At 28.8% G+C, this 16,071-nt stretch carries 16 protein-coding genes and 1 riboswitch; of the genes, 14 read left to right on the top strand and 2 right to left on the bottom strand.

Going from position 1 to position 16,071, the window contains the following annotated elements; all coding sequences use genetic code 11:
- Nucleotides 1-276: 276 nt before the first annotated feature.
- Complete coding sequence (locus QOZ84_RS15835; RefSeq protein WP_284133868.1) at nt 277-1,371, bottom strand: AI-2E family transporter; 1,095 nt, start codon at nt 1,369-1,371, stop codon at nt 277-279.
- A gap of 200 nt (nt 1,372-1,571) precedes the next feature.
- Here QOZ84_RS15835 and QOZ84_RS15830 point away from each other — a divergent pair, with 200 nt between their 5' ends.
- The 10 genes from QOZ84_RS15830 (at nt 1,572) to add (ending at nt 11,093) form a co-directional block, all read left to right on the top strand.
- A complete protein-coding gene (locus tag QOZ84_RS15830; RefSeq protein ID WP_284133867.1) occupies nt 1,572-2,288 on the top strand; it encodes a pseudouridine synthase in 717 nt (238 codons plus the stop codon).
- Between the two features lie 10 nt (nt 2,289-2,298).
- Nucleotides 2,299-2,880, top strand: a complete 582-nt coding sequence (gene mnmM, locus QOZ84_RS15825; protein ID WP_284133866.1) for a tRNA 5-(aminomethyl)-2-thiouridylate-methyltransferase MnmM — start codon at nt 2,299-2,301, stop codon at nt 2,878-2,880.
- Nucleotides 2,881-2,948: 68 nt separating this feature from the next.
- Nucleotides 2,949-3,140, top strand: a complete 192-nt coding sequence (locus tag QOZ84_RS15820; RefSeq protein WP_026900933.1) for a 4Fe-4S binding protein — start codon at nt 2,949-2,951, stop codon at nt 3,138-3,140.
- An 18-nt stretch (nt 3,141-3,158) separates the two neighbouring features.
- On the top strand, nt 3,159-4,310 hold the full coding sequence (locus tag QOZ84_RS15815; protein ID WP_284133865.1) for a 2-oxoacid:acceptor oxidoreductase subunit alpha: 1,152 nt from the start codon (nt 3,159-3,161) through the stop codon (nt 4,308-4,310).
- Nucleotides 4,295-5,110 carry a 2-oxoacid:ferredoxin oxidoreductase subunit beta gene (locus tag QOZ84_RS15810; protein ID WP_284133864.1) on the top strand — a complete coding sequence of 272 codons (816 nt, stop codon included), beginning with the start codon at nt 4,295-4,297 and terminating at the stop codon, nt 5,108-5,110. The genes QOZ84_RS15815 and QOZ84_RS15810 overlap by 16 nt, the downstream gene beginning before the upstream one ends.
- A 22-nt stretch (nt 5,111-5,132) precedes the next feature.
- On the top strand, nt 5,133-5,678 hold the full coding sequence (locus tag QOZ84_RS15805) for a 2-oxoacid:acceptor oxidoreductase family protein (protein WP_284133863.1): 546 nt from the start codon (nt 5,133-5,135) through the stop codon (nt 5,676-5,678).
- 11 nt (nt 5,679-5,689) lie between these two features.
- Entirely contained in the window at nt 5,690-6,562 is an 873-nt protein-coding gene (locus QOZ84_RS15800; protein WP_026900937.1) for a MurR/RpiR family transcriptional regulator, read from the top strand.
- A 157-nt stretch (nt 6,563-6,719) separates the two neighbouring features.
- A complete protein-coding gene (locus tag QOZ84_RS15795; RefSeq protein WP_284133862.1) occupies nt 6,720-7,763 on the top strand; it encodes a hypothetical protein in 1,044 nt (347 codons plus the stop codon).
- A 111-nt stretch (nt 7,764-7,874) separates the two neighbouring features.
- Nucleotides 7,875-9,863: a GTP-binding protein gene (locus tag QOZ84_RS15790; protein ID WP_284133861.1), complete on the top strand. Its 1,989-nt coding sequence runs from the start codon at nt 7,875-7,877 to the stop codon at nt 9,861-9,863.
- A 42-nt stretch (nt 9,864-9,905) separates the two neighbouring features.
- A riboswitch (purine riboswitch) is annotated at nt 9,906-10,005 on the top strand.
- Nucleotides 10,006-10,103: 98 nt separating this feature from the next.
- Complete coding sequence (add, locus tag QOZ84_RS15785) at nt 10,104-11,093, top strand: adenosine deaminase (RefSeq protein ID WP_284133860.1); 990 nt, start codon at nt 10,104-10,106, stop codon at nt 11,091-11,093.
- An 81-nt stretch (nt 11,094-11,174) separates the two neighbouring features.
- Here add and QOZ84_RS15780 read toward each other — a convergent pair whose 3' ends face one another.
- A complete protein-coding gene (locus QOZ84_RS15780) occupies nt 11,175-11,804 on the bottom strand; it encodes a peptidylprolyl isomerase (protein ID WP_331496619.1) in 630 nt (209 codons plus the stop codon).
- Between the two features lie 129 nt (nt 11,805-11,933).
- Here QOZ84_RS15780 and QOZ84_RS15775 point away from each other — a divergent pair, with 129 nt between their 5' ends.
- The 4 genes from QOZ84_RS15775 to glpK all read left to right on the top strand — a co-directional run bounded on the left by QOZ84_RS15775 (nt 11,934) and on the right by glpK (nt 15,973).
- Nucleotides 11,934-12,344, top strand: coding sequence for a hypothetical protein (locus QOZ84_RS15775; protein WP_284133859.1), 411 nt, complete (start codon nt 11,934-11,936; stop codon nt 12,342-12,344).
- 444 nt (nt 12,345-12,788) lie between these two features.
- On the top strand, nt 12,789-13,340 hold the full coding sequence (locus QOZ84_RS15770) for a glycerol-3-phosphate responsive antiterminator (RefSeq protein WP_284133858.1): 552 nt from the start codon (nt 12,789-12,791) through the stop codon (nt 13,338-13,340).
- A gap of 222 nt (nt 13,341-13,562) precedes the next feature.
- Nucleotides 13,563-14,360 (top strand): MIP/aquaporin family protein, encoded by a 798-nt coding sequence (locus QOZ84_RS15765; RefSeq protein ID WP_284133857.1) that lies wholly within the window; start codon nt 13,563-13,565, stop codon nt 14,358-14,360.
- Between the two features lie 74 nt (nt 14,361-14,434).
- A complete protein-coding gene (gene glpK, locus QOZ84_RS15760; protein WP_284133856.1) occupies nt 14,435-15,973 on the top strand; it encodes a glycerol kinase GlpK in 1,539 nt (512 codons plus the stop codon).
- The last annotated feature ends 98 nt before the right edge of the window (nt 15,974-16,071 follow it).

The raw sequence follows: 16,071 nt of genomic DNA, 5'->3' as shown, positions 1-16,071 counted from the left end.
CAAGAGATATTCAAAAGTGCATGAAACTTAATGAACCGCCGTGTACCGAACGGTATGCACGGTGGTGTGAGAGGACGCTAAATAAAATAATTATTTAGCTCCTACTCGATTAGTATTAAATACTGTACTTTTAAATAATAGATATAAAATTACAATTTCTCCACCAGCTAAACACGTACAAGACAAAAAACTATAACAAAATTTTAGATGATGTACACATAAAAACTGTAGTTTATTAAAGCTACAGTTTTTTATGTGAAGGCTTATATTTGAGTTTTATTTTGAACCTTTTATATAAATTCTTTTTTCAATATATTTATCAAGGCAAGACTTTATAACAGCAGCAATTGGGACAGACAAGAAAACTCCTATAATTCCAAATAAAGAACCACCAATTAATACTGCGGATATTATCCAAAGAGGGCTAAGCCCAACTTGATCACCCATTATCTTAGGACCTATGATGCTTCCATCAATTTGCTGAAGAACAAATATAAATACTAAAACCCAAAATGCTTTAATCGGGCTTTGAATTAGAGTCATAGCAAAAGGAGGTACAGCTCCCATAAATGGACCAAAGTATGGAATAATATTTGTTAAAAAAATTATAAAAGATAAGAATAAGACATTATCAATTTTTAAAATAAACTTAAATCCTATAAATGCTAAAACACCAATTATGGCAGAATCTAAAATTCTTCCTATTATATAATGATAAAATATATTATGACACATTTTAAAAAAATTAATAATACTATTAGCTTTCTTTTTAGTAGTAGCACAATAAAGTAGTTTTTTAAAACCTAGCGATATATTTTCTTTATCAAATAACATGTAAATTGATAAAATTATACCCATAGCTATGTTAAATAGTAAAGATGTTAAGCTAAATACATAAAGAACAATATCAGAAGAAGTTTTAGAAAATAAATTTATAAGCTCCTTTAAGATAACGTTTAAGTTTTTCTGAATGTGTGGCAAAGCTATATCTAACACATTAGTTTTAGAAACATACCTATTTAAAAATTCCTCTAACATAACTATATAATTTGGAATTTCTTTTATTAGAGTATCTAAAGTATTAATTATATCAGGTATGAAAATCTTACCTATTAATATTAAAACAATTGATATTATTATATAACATAAAAGTATATTTAGTATTCTATGTAGATTAAATTTTTTTTCAAATAGCATCATCATAGGGTTAATTAATAATGCAAATAAAATACCTAATAAAAAAGGACTTAAAATTTTTATCAAACCACCGATATTAGAAAGTAGTCTAGTTGGTGTATCTACAACTTTATAAATTAATATACTAATAAATGCTATGAATATATAATACTTTATATTTTCTCTTGAAATCATAATAACTCCTTAATTAACATATTTACAATATGTTATGGCGAAATATTATAAATTAATACTATTAAAGTATATGCAAAGATACTAAAGATATTTAAAAAATTAAATGTTTTGTCTTTGACATATAGTTAGTATGGTATAATAGTTAAATAAAAATAAGTAAAATACAAAAATAAATACAAAATCATAAAAGAAGGTGCAATATGAGAATTAACAAATACATAGCTTCTTGTGGAATAGCATCAAGAAGAAAAGCAGAAGAAATAATATTACAAAAAAGAGTTACAGTTAATGGTAACGTTGTGAGTGAGCTATCATTTAAAATAGATGAACAAAATGATATAGTGGAAATAGATGGATCGAAAATAGGATTAGACGAAAAAGAAGTTTATATAGTTTTAAATAAACCAGAAGGTTATATAACAACAGTAAAAGACCAATTTGATAGACCTAGTGTTCTTGACCTAGTAAGTGATATAAAGGAGAGAATTTATCCTATAGGAAGACTAGACTATGAAACTAGTGGATTATTAATACTTACTAATGACGGTGATTTAACATATAAACTAACTCATCCAAAGCACGAAGTTGCTAAAACTTATATGGCAATAGTAAAAGGAATACCAACAACTGATGAAATGAAAAATTTTGAAGACGGACTTTATATAGAGGATTATAAAACGGCCCCAGCTAAAATTAAAATTGTGAAAAAAGATGAAGAAAAAAATTATGCAATATGCGAAATAAAAATACATGAAGGTAGAAATAGACAAGTAAGAAAAATGTGTAGAGCTATAGATCATCCGGTACTAAGACTTAGAAGAGCAGCTATGGGAGAAATTACTTTAAGAGGAACAGAAGTGGGTAAATATAGAAACTTAACAAAAGAAGAAGTAGATTATTTAAAAGGATTAAAATAGAGGAGTTTATATGAAAAAGGCAAAATATTTAACAAAGGTCACTGACATAAACAAGTTATATTTAGAGAAAATAATAAATGAAGGTGATATTGTAGTAGATGCAACTATGGGAAATGGGTATGATACAAAGTACTTAGCACAAAAAGTTGGGGAAAATGGGTTTGTTTACAGCTTTGATGTACAAGAAGAAGCTATTAAATCAACGGCTAAAAAATTAGAAAAAGAAAATTTAGACAAAAGAGTAAAGCTGATATTAGATGGGCATGAAAATATGGATAAGCATGTTGAAAAAGAAGTTTCATGTATTGTATTTAATTTGGGATATTTACCAAGAGCTAAGCATAGGATTATAACAAAACCAAATACAACAATAAAAGCTATAGAGCATAGCTTAAAGCTATTAAAACCTCATGGTGTAGTGAGTATTTCAATCTACACGGGCCACGAAGGTGGAATGGATGAGAAAAATAGTGTATATGATTTTGTTAAAAATTTAGATCAAAGCGATTTTGATGTGTTGGAATGTGGATTTGTAAATCAAATAAATAATCCTCCACAACTTGTTTTGATAGAAAAGAAGAACGAATTTTAAGACCATGCTTTAAAAGCATGGTTTTTTGTATCTTAAAACATAAATTTTATATGTTTGGGGGGGTATTTATGAAAAAAACAGTGGTTATAGAGAGCGCGTGGTGTAAAAAGTGTGGTATTTGTGTTGAGTATTGTCCAGTTAAAATATTAGAGTTAAATGAGGATACAGTTTATATAAAAGATAGTGAAAAGTGTATATCATGTGGGAAATGTGAACAAAGATGCCCAGATTATGCAATATATCTACAAAAAACTGAGTAAATTTAAGGAGATGTTGGTATGACTGAAAGAACAAAGTTATTACAGGGAAATGAAGCTTGTGTACAAGGAGCAATTTATGCTGGAATGCGTTTTTTTGCAGGGTATCCTATAACACCGTCTACAGAAATAGCAGAATTATCTTCATTATTGCTTCCAAAAATTAAAGGGAAATTTATTCAAATGGAAGATGAAATAGCTTCAATTGCAGCAACTATTGGAGCGTCTTTAGCAGGATATAAAAGTATGACCGCAACAAGTGGTCCCGGATTTTCCCTAAAACAAGAATGCATAGGATATGCATCACTAATTGAATCACCATGCGTAATTGTAAATGTACAAAGATGTGGCCCAAGTACAGGATTACCTACAAGTCCATCACAAGCAGATTTAATGCAAGCTAAATGGGGAACTCATGGAGATCATCCTATTATTGCATTATCACCGTCTACAGTAGAAGAAACATTTGAATTGACTGTAAAAGCATTTAACTTTGCTGAAAAATATAGAACTCCAGTAATACTTCTTTTGGATGAGGTAGTAGGGCATTTAAGAGAAAAAATAGAAATTCCTAAAGCTGGAGAATTAGAAATTGTAAACAGGAAAAAGCCAACTTGCAATAAAGATGAATATAAGGCTTATGAGTATTGTGAAGACTTTGTTCCACCCATGGCAAGTATTGGTGAAGGATATAGATATAATGTAACTGGTCTTATGCACGATGAAACAGGATTTCCAACTAATAGTACTTCTGAAACAGGAAAACTAATGAATAGATTATTTGAGAAAATAGAAGCAAATTTAGACGATATATTAATTTATGATGAATATAAAACGCATGATGCAAATATTTTATTAGTGTCATTTGGAGGTATGTGCCGTTCTTGTAAGGATGCAATAAAAAAATTGAGAAAAGAGAATGTTAAAGTAGGGTTATTTAGTATAAAAACAGTATGGCCATTTCCTGAAGAAAAACTAAAAGAAGTAGCTAAGAATATAGACAAGATAGTTGTTGTAGAAATGAATAAGGGTCAAATGATACAAGAAGTACAAAGAACTTTAGGTAAAGATAAAGATATAATTGGCATAAATAAAATAAATGGTGAAGTCATAACTCCAATTGAAATAATAGATACTATTAAGGAGGAATATTTAAGATGCCTAGTGAAATAGTAAAAAAAAATTTAAGAACAAATAGATTGCCACATATATGGTGTCCGGGATGTGGTCATGGAATACTTATGAGAGCGATTGCTGTTTCTATAGAAGAGCTAAACATTGATAAAGATAAGGTATGTATTGTATCAGGGATAGGATGCTCGTCAAGAGCAGCTGGATATATGAATTTTAATACTATTCATACAACTCATGGTAGGGCTTTAGCATTTGCCACAGGAATAAAGATTGCAAAACCAGAACTTCATGTAATTGTAATAAGTGGTGATGGAGATTTAACAGCAATAGGTGGAAATCATTTTATACATGCTTGCAGAAGAAATATAGATATTACTACTATTGTTTTTAATAATAATATATATGGTATGACTGGAGGTCAATACTCTCCAACTACTAAAACTGGAGATTTTGCAACTACAGCGCCTTTTGGAAACATTGATAAACCATTTGATATATGTGAATTAGCTTGTGGTGCAGGAGCAACATTTGTGGCTCGTGGTAGTGTATATCATGTTCCAAATACTATTAAGTATATAAAAGAAGGATTAAAACATAAAGGTTTTTCAGTAGTAGAAGGATTAAGTATATGCCCAACTTATTATGGAAGAAAAAATAAAAAGGGTTCAGCTGTAGCATTGATGAATGAGTTAAGAGATAAGTGTGTTAATATAACTAAGAAAGAGAGTGTTAATGAAAAGGAACTTGAGGATAATATATATATAGGTGTATTTAAAGATACAATCACGCCTGAATATACAGATGAATATAAAAAAGTATTAGATAAGTTTGATAAATAAATTGTTAAAGGAGAGAAAAACTATGAAAGTGGAAGTAAGGCTTAGTGGTTCAGGCGGTCAAGGTCTAATACTTGCAGGAATAATACTTGCAGAGGGGGCTATAAGCTCAAAATTAAATGCAGTACAGACACAATCTTATGGACCTGAAGCTAGAGGTGGTGCTAGTAAATCTGAAGTAATAATAAGTGATAGTGAGATAAATTTTCCTAAAATTTTAAAACCAAAAATATTGCTTTCGTTAACACAAAAATCTTTAAATGAGTATTTAAAAGATGTAGATAAAAGTGGTATAATAGTAGTAGATAGTTCAATAGAAGTAGAATGTAGAGAAATAGCAAATATTTATAAGTTTCCAATAATAGATTCTTCAAAAGAAGTTATGGGTAGTAGCGTAGCCGCAAATATGGTAGCACTTGGTGTGCTTAGCCAACTCATAGATGATATAGATACAGAAAATATAAAAAAATCAATGATAAAAAGAGTCCCAAAAGGAACAGAAAAATTGAACATAGCAGCATTTGAAAAAGGAATTGAACTTTTTAATATGAGTATTCATGCAAACCACTAAAGGAGATATTTATGGACGATACAAAAGATTTGAAAGATAGTAAGAAACTAATATCTGATATACAGGCGCAATACCCAAGATTTAGCAAGGGACAAAAGTTAATAGCACAATATATTTTATCAAATTATGATAAGGTAGCATTTATGACTGCGTGTAAATTAGGTGATACTGTAGGTGTAAGTGAATCAACAGTTGTTAGATTTGCAAATGCATTAGGATATTCAGGATATCCAAAATTACAAGCGGCACTTCAAGAATTGATAAAAAATAAATTAACAACAGTACAGAGAGTAGAAATGGCAAATGAGTACCGTGATGACTATACAATACTTAATAAAGTATTGAAAAGTGACATGGATAATATAAGAGGGACTTTAGAAGAAATTGATAAAAAGGCTTTTGAAGATTCTGCAAATAGATTGCTAAAAGCTAAAAAAATATATATATTGGGAATGAGAAGCTCTTTTGCTATAGCTCAATACTTAGGATTTTACTTAGATATAATATTAGACAATGTTCATATAATTAGAATGGATATGGGAGATGCATTTGAACAAATAGTAAGAATTGGTGAAGATGATGTTTTAATTGCAGTAAGTTTTCCAAGGTATTCTAAAAAATCATATCAAATAGTAAGTTTTGCTAAAGAAAAGGGGACACATATAATATCTTTAACGGACAGTTTGTTTGCACCTGTAGCATCAATTGCAGACAATACTTTATTAGTGAAAAGTAATATGGCATCATTTGTTGATTCATTAGTTCCAGCTTTGAGTATAGCTAATGCACTTATAATAGCTGTTGGAATGAAAGAAAAAGAAGATATAAAACAGCATTTTGATGACTTAGAACAAATATGGGACAAATATTCAGTTTATGAATAAGAGATAGTAATTATAAATTTATATATATAAAAAGCTGACTGCACTATTGTGCAGTCAGTTTTTGTGTTTAAGCTAAATATACATTTAATTTAAACATTAAGCAAGTACTATAATAATATATATAATAAAAGGTATTATTTAAAGAGGGGTGTAAGTTGTGGATGAAGTATTTACTAAATTTATATTTGGATACCCAATGATATTTGAAAAAAAAGGAGACCAATTTGTTGTAACTATTGAGGAATTAGGGATAAAACAACAATCTCAAAGCAGAGGAAGAGCTATAAGAGAAATATTTGAAGAGGTTAAAGAAAAAAATAAGTTAAATTTAATAGAACCTAAAAAATACGATTGTAATTTGTATTATCATAATAATCTTCAGATAAGGTTATTTAAAATAAATCAAAAGATAACTAAGTTTGGATTTTCTGTAATAGCTGAAGATATAAAAGAAATAGATATAGTTAAACTAGAAAACATATGTGATATTATAGATTTAAACAAAACTTATAATATAAAAAAAACTCAAGAGGTGGAAAATGAGATTATAGAAATATTGGAACCATATATAATAAATCCTCATATAAGAGCATTAAATATGTCGTCTTTAATAATGAAAACAAAGCATCTTAATAAATTTTCTCACATAATAGAACAATCTTATATAAGTCTTTTTAAAGAAGAATACATATCCACTGTAATGATACTAATTCCAATAATAGAAGGAATACTATTGTCACTATATGGATTTAAGTTTACAAGTAAAAAACTAAAGGAGCAACAACTACTTAATAAATGGGCAGAGCTTCAATATAATTACTGTAATGAGAAAATACCACATCCATTTATAGTTGATGAATATATAAGAGCATTTATTGATATATCAGAACAAACTATTTTTACAAAGCATCAATTAGCAAGGGATAACTCATATTTTAATAGAAACTACATAGCACACGTAATGGGAGATGGGAGATTTTATTCAAGGAATAATGCGTATAAGTTGATACATTTAGTAGATTTAATGGCTCATGTATTAGCATCATGTAGCGGGGAGCATAAGAGATATGCTTTTGACAGAGAAGATATAAACTACAAATTGAGAGTTCATTATTACAACAGTTTAAAAGAGAAAAAAGATATAGAAGAAGTACAAAGATATATATTTAGTTCTCATAAGAACTTCAAAGGATATATATGATAGTTATTAGTTTAAACATATTATATAATTAAGTAAAATCATATGATAATATTGTGTTTATATATTATAGAATAGACATTTAAATACAAAAGGAAAAATAAGAGGTGAAAAATGAATAAGACAATAGGGGTACTTGCTCATGTTGACGCTGGAAAAACAACATTTTGTGAGCAAATACTTTACAATACAAACAGCATAAGAAATAGAGGTAGGGTGGATTTGAAAAATACTTTTCTAGATAGCCATGATATAGAAAAGAAAAGAGGTATAACTATATTTTCAGAACAAGGTGTTTTTAAATATAATAATTCGAATTATTATTTAATAGATACACCTGGACATATAGATTTTTCTCCAGATATGGAAAGAGCTATAAGTATAATGGACTATGGAGTCATAATAATAAGTGGCGTTGAAAAAATCCAATCACATACTAAGACTGTATTTAGGTTACTAAAAAAATATAATATACCAATAATATTTTTTGTAAACAAAATAGATAGAATAGGTTCAAGTACTGAAAATGTAGTAGAAGATATAAAAAATACATTAACTACAGATGTGATAGATATAAGTGACAGCTTAAGTTTAAATGGAAAAGAGCTTAAATTAAAAGAAGATATTATAGAGTTTATAGCAGAAAGGGATGACAACCTTTTTGAAAAATATTTATCTGATGGATACGATAAAAGCTTATGGATAGAAACTTTAAAAAAGATGCTTAAAAATGCTAAAATATGTCCACTATTAAAAGGATCAGCCCTTAATGATATAGGGATAAAAGAATTCATAGAAAAATTAGATTTTTTAACTTATACTGACTATAAAGAAGATGAAAATTTTATAGGAAAAGTATATAAAGTAAGATACGATGAAAATAAAAACAGAATAACTTATATAAAGGCCTTGAAAGGAAAATTAAAAATAAAAGATGAAATTTCATATATATACAAAGACAAAACTATTAATGAAAAAATAAATAATATGAAAATTTACAATAGTAGTAAATACGAGGCAGTGAAGGAAGTTAGGGGCGGAGATATATTTGCAGTAGTTGGCCTTACAAACACTATTTCGGGAAACTATATAATAGATGCTAAGTCGGAGAGTTTTTATATAGATAATGAAGAACTTAAATTTGAAATAGTTCCTACATTAAAATCAAAAATAATATTTGATAATTCTTTGAGTATTAAAGACATACTGAATGCTTTTAATATATTAAATTCTGAAGAACCATCATTAGATATAGTTTGGAATGAAAACCTTAAAGAGATACATATACACGTTATGGGTAAAATACAATTAGAGATTTTAAAAGAAATAGTTAAAAATAGATTTGGTATAGATGTAGAATTTGGACCTTGTGAAATATTATATAAAGAAACGATAAAAGAAAAAACTATTGGATATGGACATTTTGAACCACTTGGACACTATGCAGAAGTTCATTTACAAATAGAACCGGGGCAGAGAAATACTAATATAAGTTTTGAAAGTAAAGCACATGTTGATGATATATCTATAGGGCATCAGAATTTAATTAAAACTCATATATTTGAAAAAGAACACAGTGGAATATTAGGTGGATATAGTCTTACTGATTTGAAAATAACATTGATTACAGGAAAAGCGCATAACAAGCATACTAGCGGTGGTGATTTTAGGGAAGCAACATTAAGAGCTTTAAGGCAAGGTTTAGAAACTGTTGAGAACATAATATTAGAGCCTTATTATAAATTCAAGATAGAAGTAGATTTAAATAATATGGGAAGAGTATTGTCAGATATTCAAAAGATGCATGGAGAGTTTGAACCACCCACAGTGATAGACGATAGAAGTATAGTAGAGGGAAGAGCACCTGTTGCTACAATTATGGATTATAGCTTAGAGTTGGTTACTTTTAGTAAAGGAAGTGGAAGCATTAGTTTTACATTTGATGGATATGACACTTGCCACAATACTGAAGACGTAGTTGAGAAAAGATGTTATGATAAAGATGCAGATAGTGAGTATACTTCAAATTCAATATTTTGTTCAAAGGGTCAAGGCTATATTGTAAAGTCAAATGAAGTTAAAAGCCATATGCATTGTTTATAAAATTAGTAAAAATATATTGACAATAATATAAAAAGGTAATAGAATTAATAAAAATAAATGTTTCGTATAACCCCAATAATATGGCTTGGGGGTTTCTACCAAGAACCAATAATTCTTGATTACGAAGAAGTTGTGTATATTTGTTATGCAAAACTTCTTTGTAATCAAGAATTTTTTTTATACAAAAAAGCAAAACTAACATATATATAATAAATAAAAAAATACAAAGGGGAAAATATTATGGCTAGAAAATTACCAAAAATAGAACTACATTGTCACTTAGACGGAAGTGTAAGAGCAAGTACAATAATAGATATAGCAAAAGCTGAAAATATAGAATTACCTTCATATGATGAAATAGAAATAAAAAATATGGTTGAAGTATCTCCAAATTGTACATCACTTGATGAATACTTAAAAAAATTTGAGCTTCCAAATAAAATAATGCAAAGTAAAGAAAGTTTGGAACGAATTACATTTGAATTATTAGAAGATGCAGCAAATGAAAATGTAAAATATATAGAGGTACGATTTGCACCACAACTTCACACTAAAGGAGGACTATCTTTTGAAGAAATAATACAAAGTGTAATAAATGGAATAAAAAAAGCGGAAAATATTTATGAGATAAAAGGAAATGTAATATTGTCATGTGTAAAATTTATGGATATAGAAAGTGGATTGTTGGTTGTTGAAGAAGGTAGAAAATTTTTAAATAAAGGGGTCGTAGCTATAGATTTAGCTGGAGCTGAAGAAGAAGGATTTGCTAATAAGTTTAAATGTATAATAGATAAAGCTAGAGAATATGGATATAGAGTTACAATACATGCAGGAGAAGCTGCGAGCGCTCAAAACGTAATTGACGCTATAAATTTACTTGGTGCAGAAAGAATTGGTCATGGCGTTAGAATACAAAATATGAAAGAGGCGTATGATTTAGTAAAAGCTAAAGGGATAGTGCTTGAGATGTGTCCAACAAGCAATATTCAAACTAAGGCTATAAATAATTTTAATAAATATCCATTATTTGATTTTTATAAAGATGATATTAGTGTGACTTTTAATACAGACAATAGAACTGTTTCAAATATAGATTTAACTAATGAGATAGAATTAATATTTAAAAACTTTAAAATGAATGAGAAAGACTATAAAAATATTTACTTAAAGACTATAGATGCAACATTTGCAGATACAGAAACTAAAAAATGGCTTAAGGCATTTATATAGATTATATAATTAAAAATGGTGTGTTAAGATAATTTTTATTATTTTAACACACCATTTAATTATATAAATATTTTATTAATATTACATTTTAGTTGGGGATTTATAGTCAACGCCCTGAGTATCAACTTTTATTGATTCAATAATTATGCTTTTAACGGGTTTATCATTAGCTCCTACCTCAACATTTTCTATTTTATGTACAATGTCCATTCCGCTTGTAACTTTACCAAAACCAGCATACTGTTTATCTAAATGAGGAGAGTCTTTAGTGACTATAAAGAACTGACTACCTCCACTATCTTTTTGTTGGCTCCTAGCCATAGATAAAACACCTTCAGTGTGAGATAAGTCATTTTTAAATTTATTTTTGTCAAATTCACCCTTTATAGCATATCCTGGTCCGCCCATTCCAGTTCCATCAGGATCTCCACCTTGAATCATAAAATCTTTTATAATTCTATGGAAGGTAAGCCCATTATAAAATCCACTATTAGCTAATGCTATAAAATTGTCTACAGTGTTTGGAGCAATATGAGGATAAAGCTCAGCTTCAACAGTTCCAAAATCTTTAAAGACTATAGTAGCTATTGGAAGATTTTTTGGTGGAGTTCTAACCTCATTATTCATTCCTTCATTTGAAGAACATCCAACTAAAGCTAAAGCACCAGCTAGCAAACTTGTTAAAAACCCTTTTTTACTTTTATTAGTCATAATAATTACCATCCTTATGTTAATTTATGGGTTTATTATACCATAAAAAAATAGACAGTCAAAGCTAGGATTATTTATCCTTAAAATACATATAATATAGATAAAATAATACAATATGGAGGTTTTAACATGAAAAAGGCACATAAAACTAAGCTTATATTTTTAATAATATGCGCAGTTGTTTGTGTGGGATTTAGCATAAATAAATCATATGCTAAAGAACCTATTATGGAGTATAAGTTTACAGTAGAAGATCAAAAAGTAAAAAGAGCTAGTTTTATATGGAAATCTTGTATAAATGAACTTAAAAATGAAAAGGTATTAACAAGTATAGATATTAATAATATAAATAGCTATTTAGCTAAACAAATGAGAAGTGAGAAATCTGAACCTCCTTTAAAAAGATACGCTAGACAAAAAAATGCTCTTAGACCAACTACTATAGAAAAAATGGTAGAAGAACAAATTATAACAGCAGAACAAGGTGGACAACTTAGAGATAAAATGAGTAAATATAATTTGAAAAGCTTAGAAAAATAGAATAATTTGTTGAAAAAAGTATGATAAAAGATAGTGCACTAAAAGATAAAATATAATACAATAAATTTAAGTATACCATTCTCCTTGGCATACTAATTAAAATCTATTTTTATATTAAAAAGAGAATATATTTGAACGGAACATTAAAAGCTAACTATATTTATAGTTAGCTTTTAGTAATCTCTATATATAAATATAGAAAATTGATAAATATAGATAAAATAATAACAAAATATTGTGTATTTATGATTAAATATACAGTTGGTTAAAAGTCACAACACCAAACAATATTGACAAATGTTGTATTTAACATTATAATCAAAATGTTAAATGAGCTCGACTCAAGGGAGTTAGCAAGATAAACACAAGATGGCTAGGATTTGCTTACACTGAGTAGTGTAAGTTTTTTTTATATAAAAATAAAGCAAATATATGGAGGTTAGTATGAAAGAATTATTAGAGATAAACCCTATAATCGGTGCAATTAAGGATGATGAGAATCTTAGAGAAGTTGCCAAATCAGATTGTGATATTGTATTTTTATTAAACGGAGATATACTTACACTAAAAAAAAGAATAGACTTTTTACATAAGCATGATAAAAAAGTCTTTGTCCATATTGATATGATACAAGGTATATCTTCAAGCCCTGTAATTGTAGATTATATAAAAAGAGAATTACATTTAGATGGAATAATAACTACTAAAAATAATATTGTAAAAAGAGCAATAGAACTAGACCTAAAAGTAATTCAAAGGTTTTTCTTTATAGATTCGATGTCTCTTGAAAATGCTATAGAAAGCTTAAGGAAAGTGAAGCCTCAGGCAATCGAAATAATGCCAGGTATATTACCTAAAGTAATAAAAAAGATGAATAAAACTTATCCTAATATACCGATAATTTGTGGTGGTCTTATAGATAAAAAAGAAGAAATAATAAATGTTTTATCAGTTGGAGCAATGGCTATATCAACTACAGATATTGATATGTGGTAAGACTATTATAACAAAAAAATATGAATTAGCTTGAATATTATAAAGATTTTGTTTATTAAATATCAAACGAACTATTTTATTGACTGGAAAATGTTTTCATGATACCATTTAGTTAACTTAATATTAGGCTAGAGAAGAGAGAGCCTATAGTTTATAACTATAGGAACTCTCTGTTTTTTTTGAAATATTAAGATTGGCTAAAAATATAAGGAGGAATTTAGGTTGAAAAAAACATTAGTAGGCGAATGTATATCTGAGTTTATTGGATCATGGATATTAATATTTATAGGGTGTGGAGCAGTAGCATCTATGGTATTAAGTGGTGCAAGTATTTCACAATGGGAAATAGGTATTATATGGGGATTAGCTGTAACAATGGCAATATACATAACAGGAGCGGTATCAGGAACTCATATAAATCCAGCTGTTACAATAGCTTTAATGGTACACAGAGATTTTCCAAAGAAAAAAGTGTTACCGTATATAGTATCTCAAGTATTAGGTTGCTTTGTAGGAGCAGCTACAGTTTACTTCTTATTTAAAAATTTATTTATATCTTTTGAAAGCACTAATAATATAGTAAGAGCAAGTTCTGATGGTCTTGCTACTGCTGGAATATTTTCAACATATCCAAATGCAGCATTAAGTTCAATAGAGGCATTATTCGTAGAAATACTTATAACTATGTTTTTAGTTATGGTAATTCTTGCCGTAGGAGATGCAAAAAATTCTAACAGACCTCATGCAAATTTAGCACCAGTTATGATCGGTTTAACAATAGCTATACTAGGAGGAAGTTTTGGAGTATTAACAGGATTTGCAATGAATCCAGCGAGAGATTTAGGACCTAAATTATTTGCAGTAATAGCAGGTTGGGGAAGCGATGCGCTAGGACCTAACATGTATTTTTGGGTACCAATAGTTGGACCAATAATAGGAGCAGTAATAGCAGGATTCGTATTTGACAAAGGTGTTAAAAAATATATGGATGAAGAAGAATCATTAGAAGAAGTAAAATAATATGGCATCATTAATTGTAAAATAATAATATAAATGTTAAGATATTAAAATAAATAATTACTGGGGGAACAAAAATGGAAGAAAAATATATAATGTCCTTAGATCAGGGAACTACTAGTTCAAGAGCTATATTATTTGATAAGCAAGGAAATATAGTAGCAACTTCTCAAAAAGAATTTACTCAATTTTATCCAAACCCAGGGTGGGTAGAGCATAACCCTATGGAAATATGGGGAAGTCAAAGTGGTGTAATGAGAGAAGTTTTAGAAACTAACGGTATAAAGCCTGAAGAAGTTTGTGCTATTGGTATAACTAACCAAAGAGAAACTACAATAGTTTGGGATAAAAATACAGGAAAACCGGTATATAATGCAATAGTATGGCAGTGCAGAAGAACATCTCAAATATGTGATGAAATAGAAGCAAAGGGATATAAACAAAAAATTAAAGAAAAAACAGGGCTTATATTAGACGCGTATTTCTCAGGAACTAAAATAAAATGGATACTTGATAATGTTGAAGGTGCAAGAGAAAAAGCAGAGAATGGAGATTTATTATTTGGAACAGTAGACACTTGGTTAATATGGAACTTAACTCGTGGTAAAGTTCATGTAACTGATTATTCAAATGCAGCTAGAACAATGCTTTATAATATAAAAGATTTAAAATGGGATGATGAAATCCTTGAAGCTCTAGATATACCAAAGAGTATGTTACCAGAAGTAAAACCATCTAGTTGTGTGTATGGATATACTGATGAAGGAATGTTATCCGGTGCACAAATTCCAATAGCAGGATGTGCAGGAGATCAACAAGCAGCTTTATTTGGTCAGACTTGTTTTGAAGAAGGATGCGCTAAAAATACTTACGGAACAGGTTGTTTTATGTTAATGAATACTGGAGAAAAAATGGTTGAATCTAAAAATGGATTACTAACAACTATAGCTTGGGGTGTTGATGGAAAAGTAGAGTATGCACTTGAAGGAAGTATATTCATAGGTGGAGCAGCTATACAATGGTTAAGAGATGAGCTTAGAGTGCTATACGATGCTAAACAAAGTGAATTCTATGCACAAAGTGTTAAGGATACTAATGGAGTGTATGTAGTTCCAGCGTTTGCAGGTCTTGGTGCACCTTATTGGGATATGTATGCTAGAGGAGCTGTAATGGGTCTTACTCGTGGAGCAAATAGAGCTCACTTGGTTCGTGCAACACTTGAATCAATTGCATATCAAGTGAAGGATGTATTGAATGCTATGCAAGAAGATTCTGGACTTGAATTGAAAGACCTTAAAGTAGATGGAGGAGCAAGTGCGAATAATTTCTTGATGCAATTCCAATCAGATATATTAGATGTTAATATAAACAGACCTAAGGTTGTTGAAACTACTGCATTAGGAGCAGCATACTTAGCAGGGCTTGCTGTAGGATTTTATGAAAATAAAGAAGATATAAAAAATTCTTGGATAATTGATAAAGAATTTGAATCAAATATGAGTGAAGCAAAAAGAACTGTTTTATATAAAGGATGGAAAAAAGCAGTAACAAGATCTTTAGAATGGGCAAAAGAAGATGAAGAATTTGAAAAAGAGTTACAATCTGTTGATTGCTAAAAATAATCTATAAATATATTGACAAAAAGTGACAAATGAGATAAAATGAGTATATAATAAGAAAAGGTTTTCACTAATGTTAATATTTAATATAAATA

The organism is Romboutsia sedimentorum (genome assembly GCF_030131845.1).
GTDB lineage: Bacteria > Bacillota > Clostridia > Peptostreptococcales > Peptostreptococcaceae > Romboutsia_D > Romboutsia_D sedimentorum.
The sequence above is the reverse complement of the archived record's forward strand: the minus strand, read 5'-3'. Positions and strand labels throughout refer to the sequence as shown.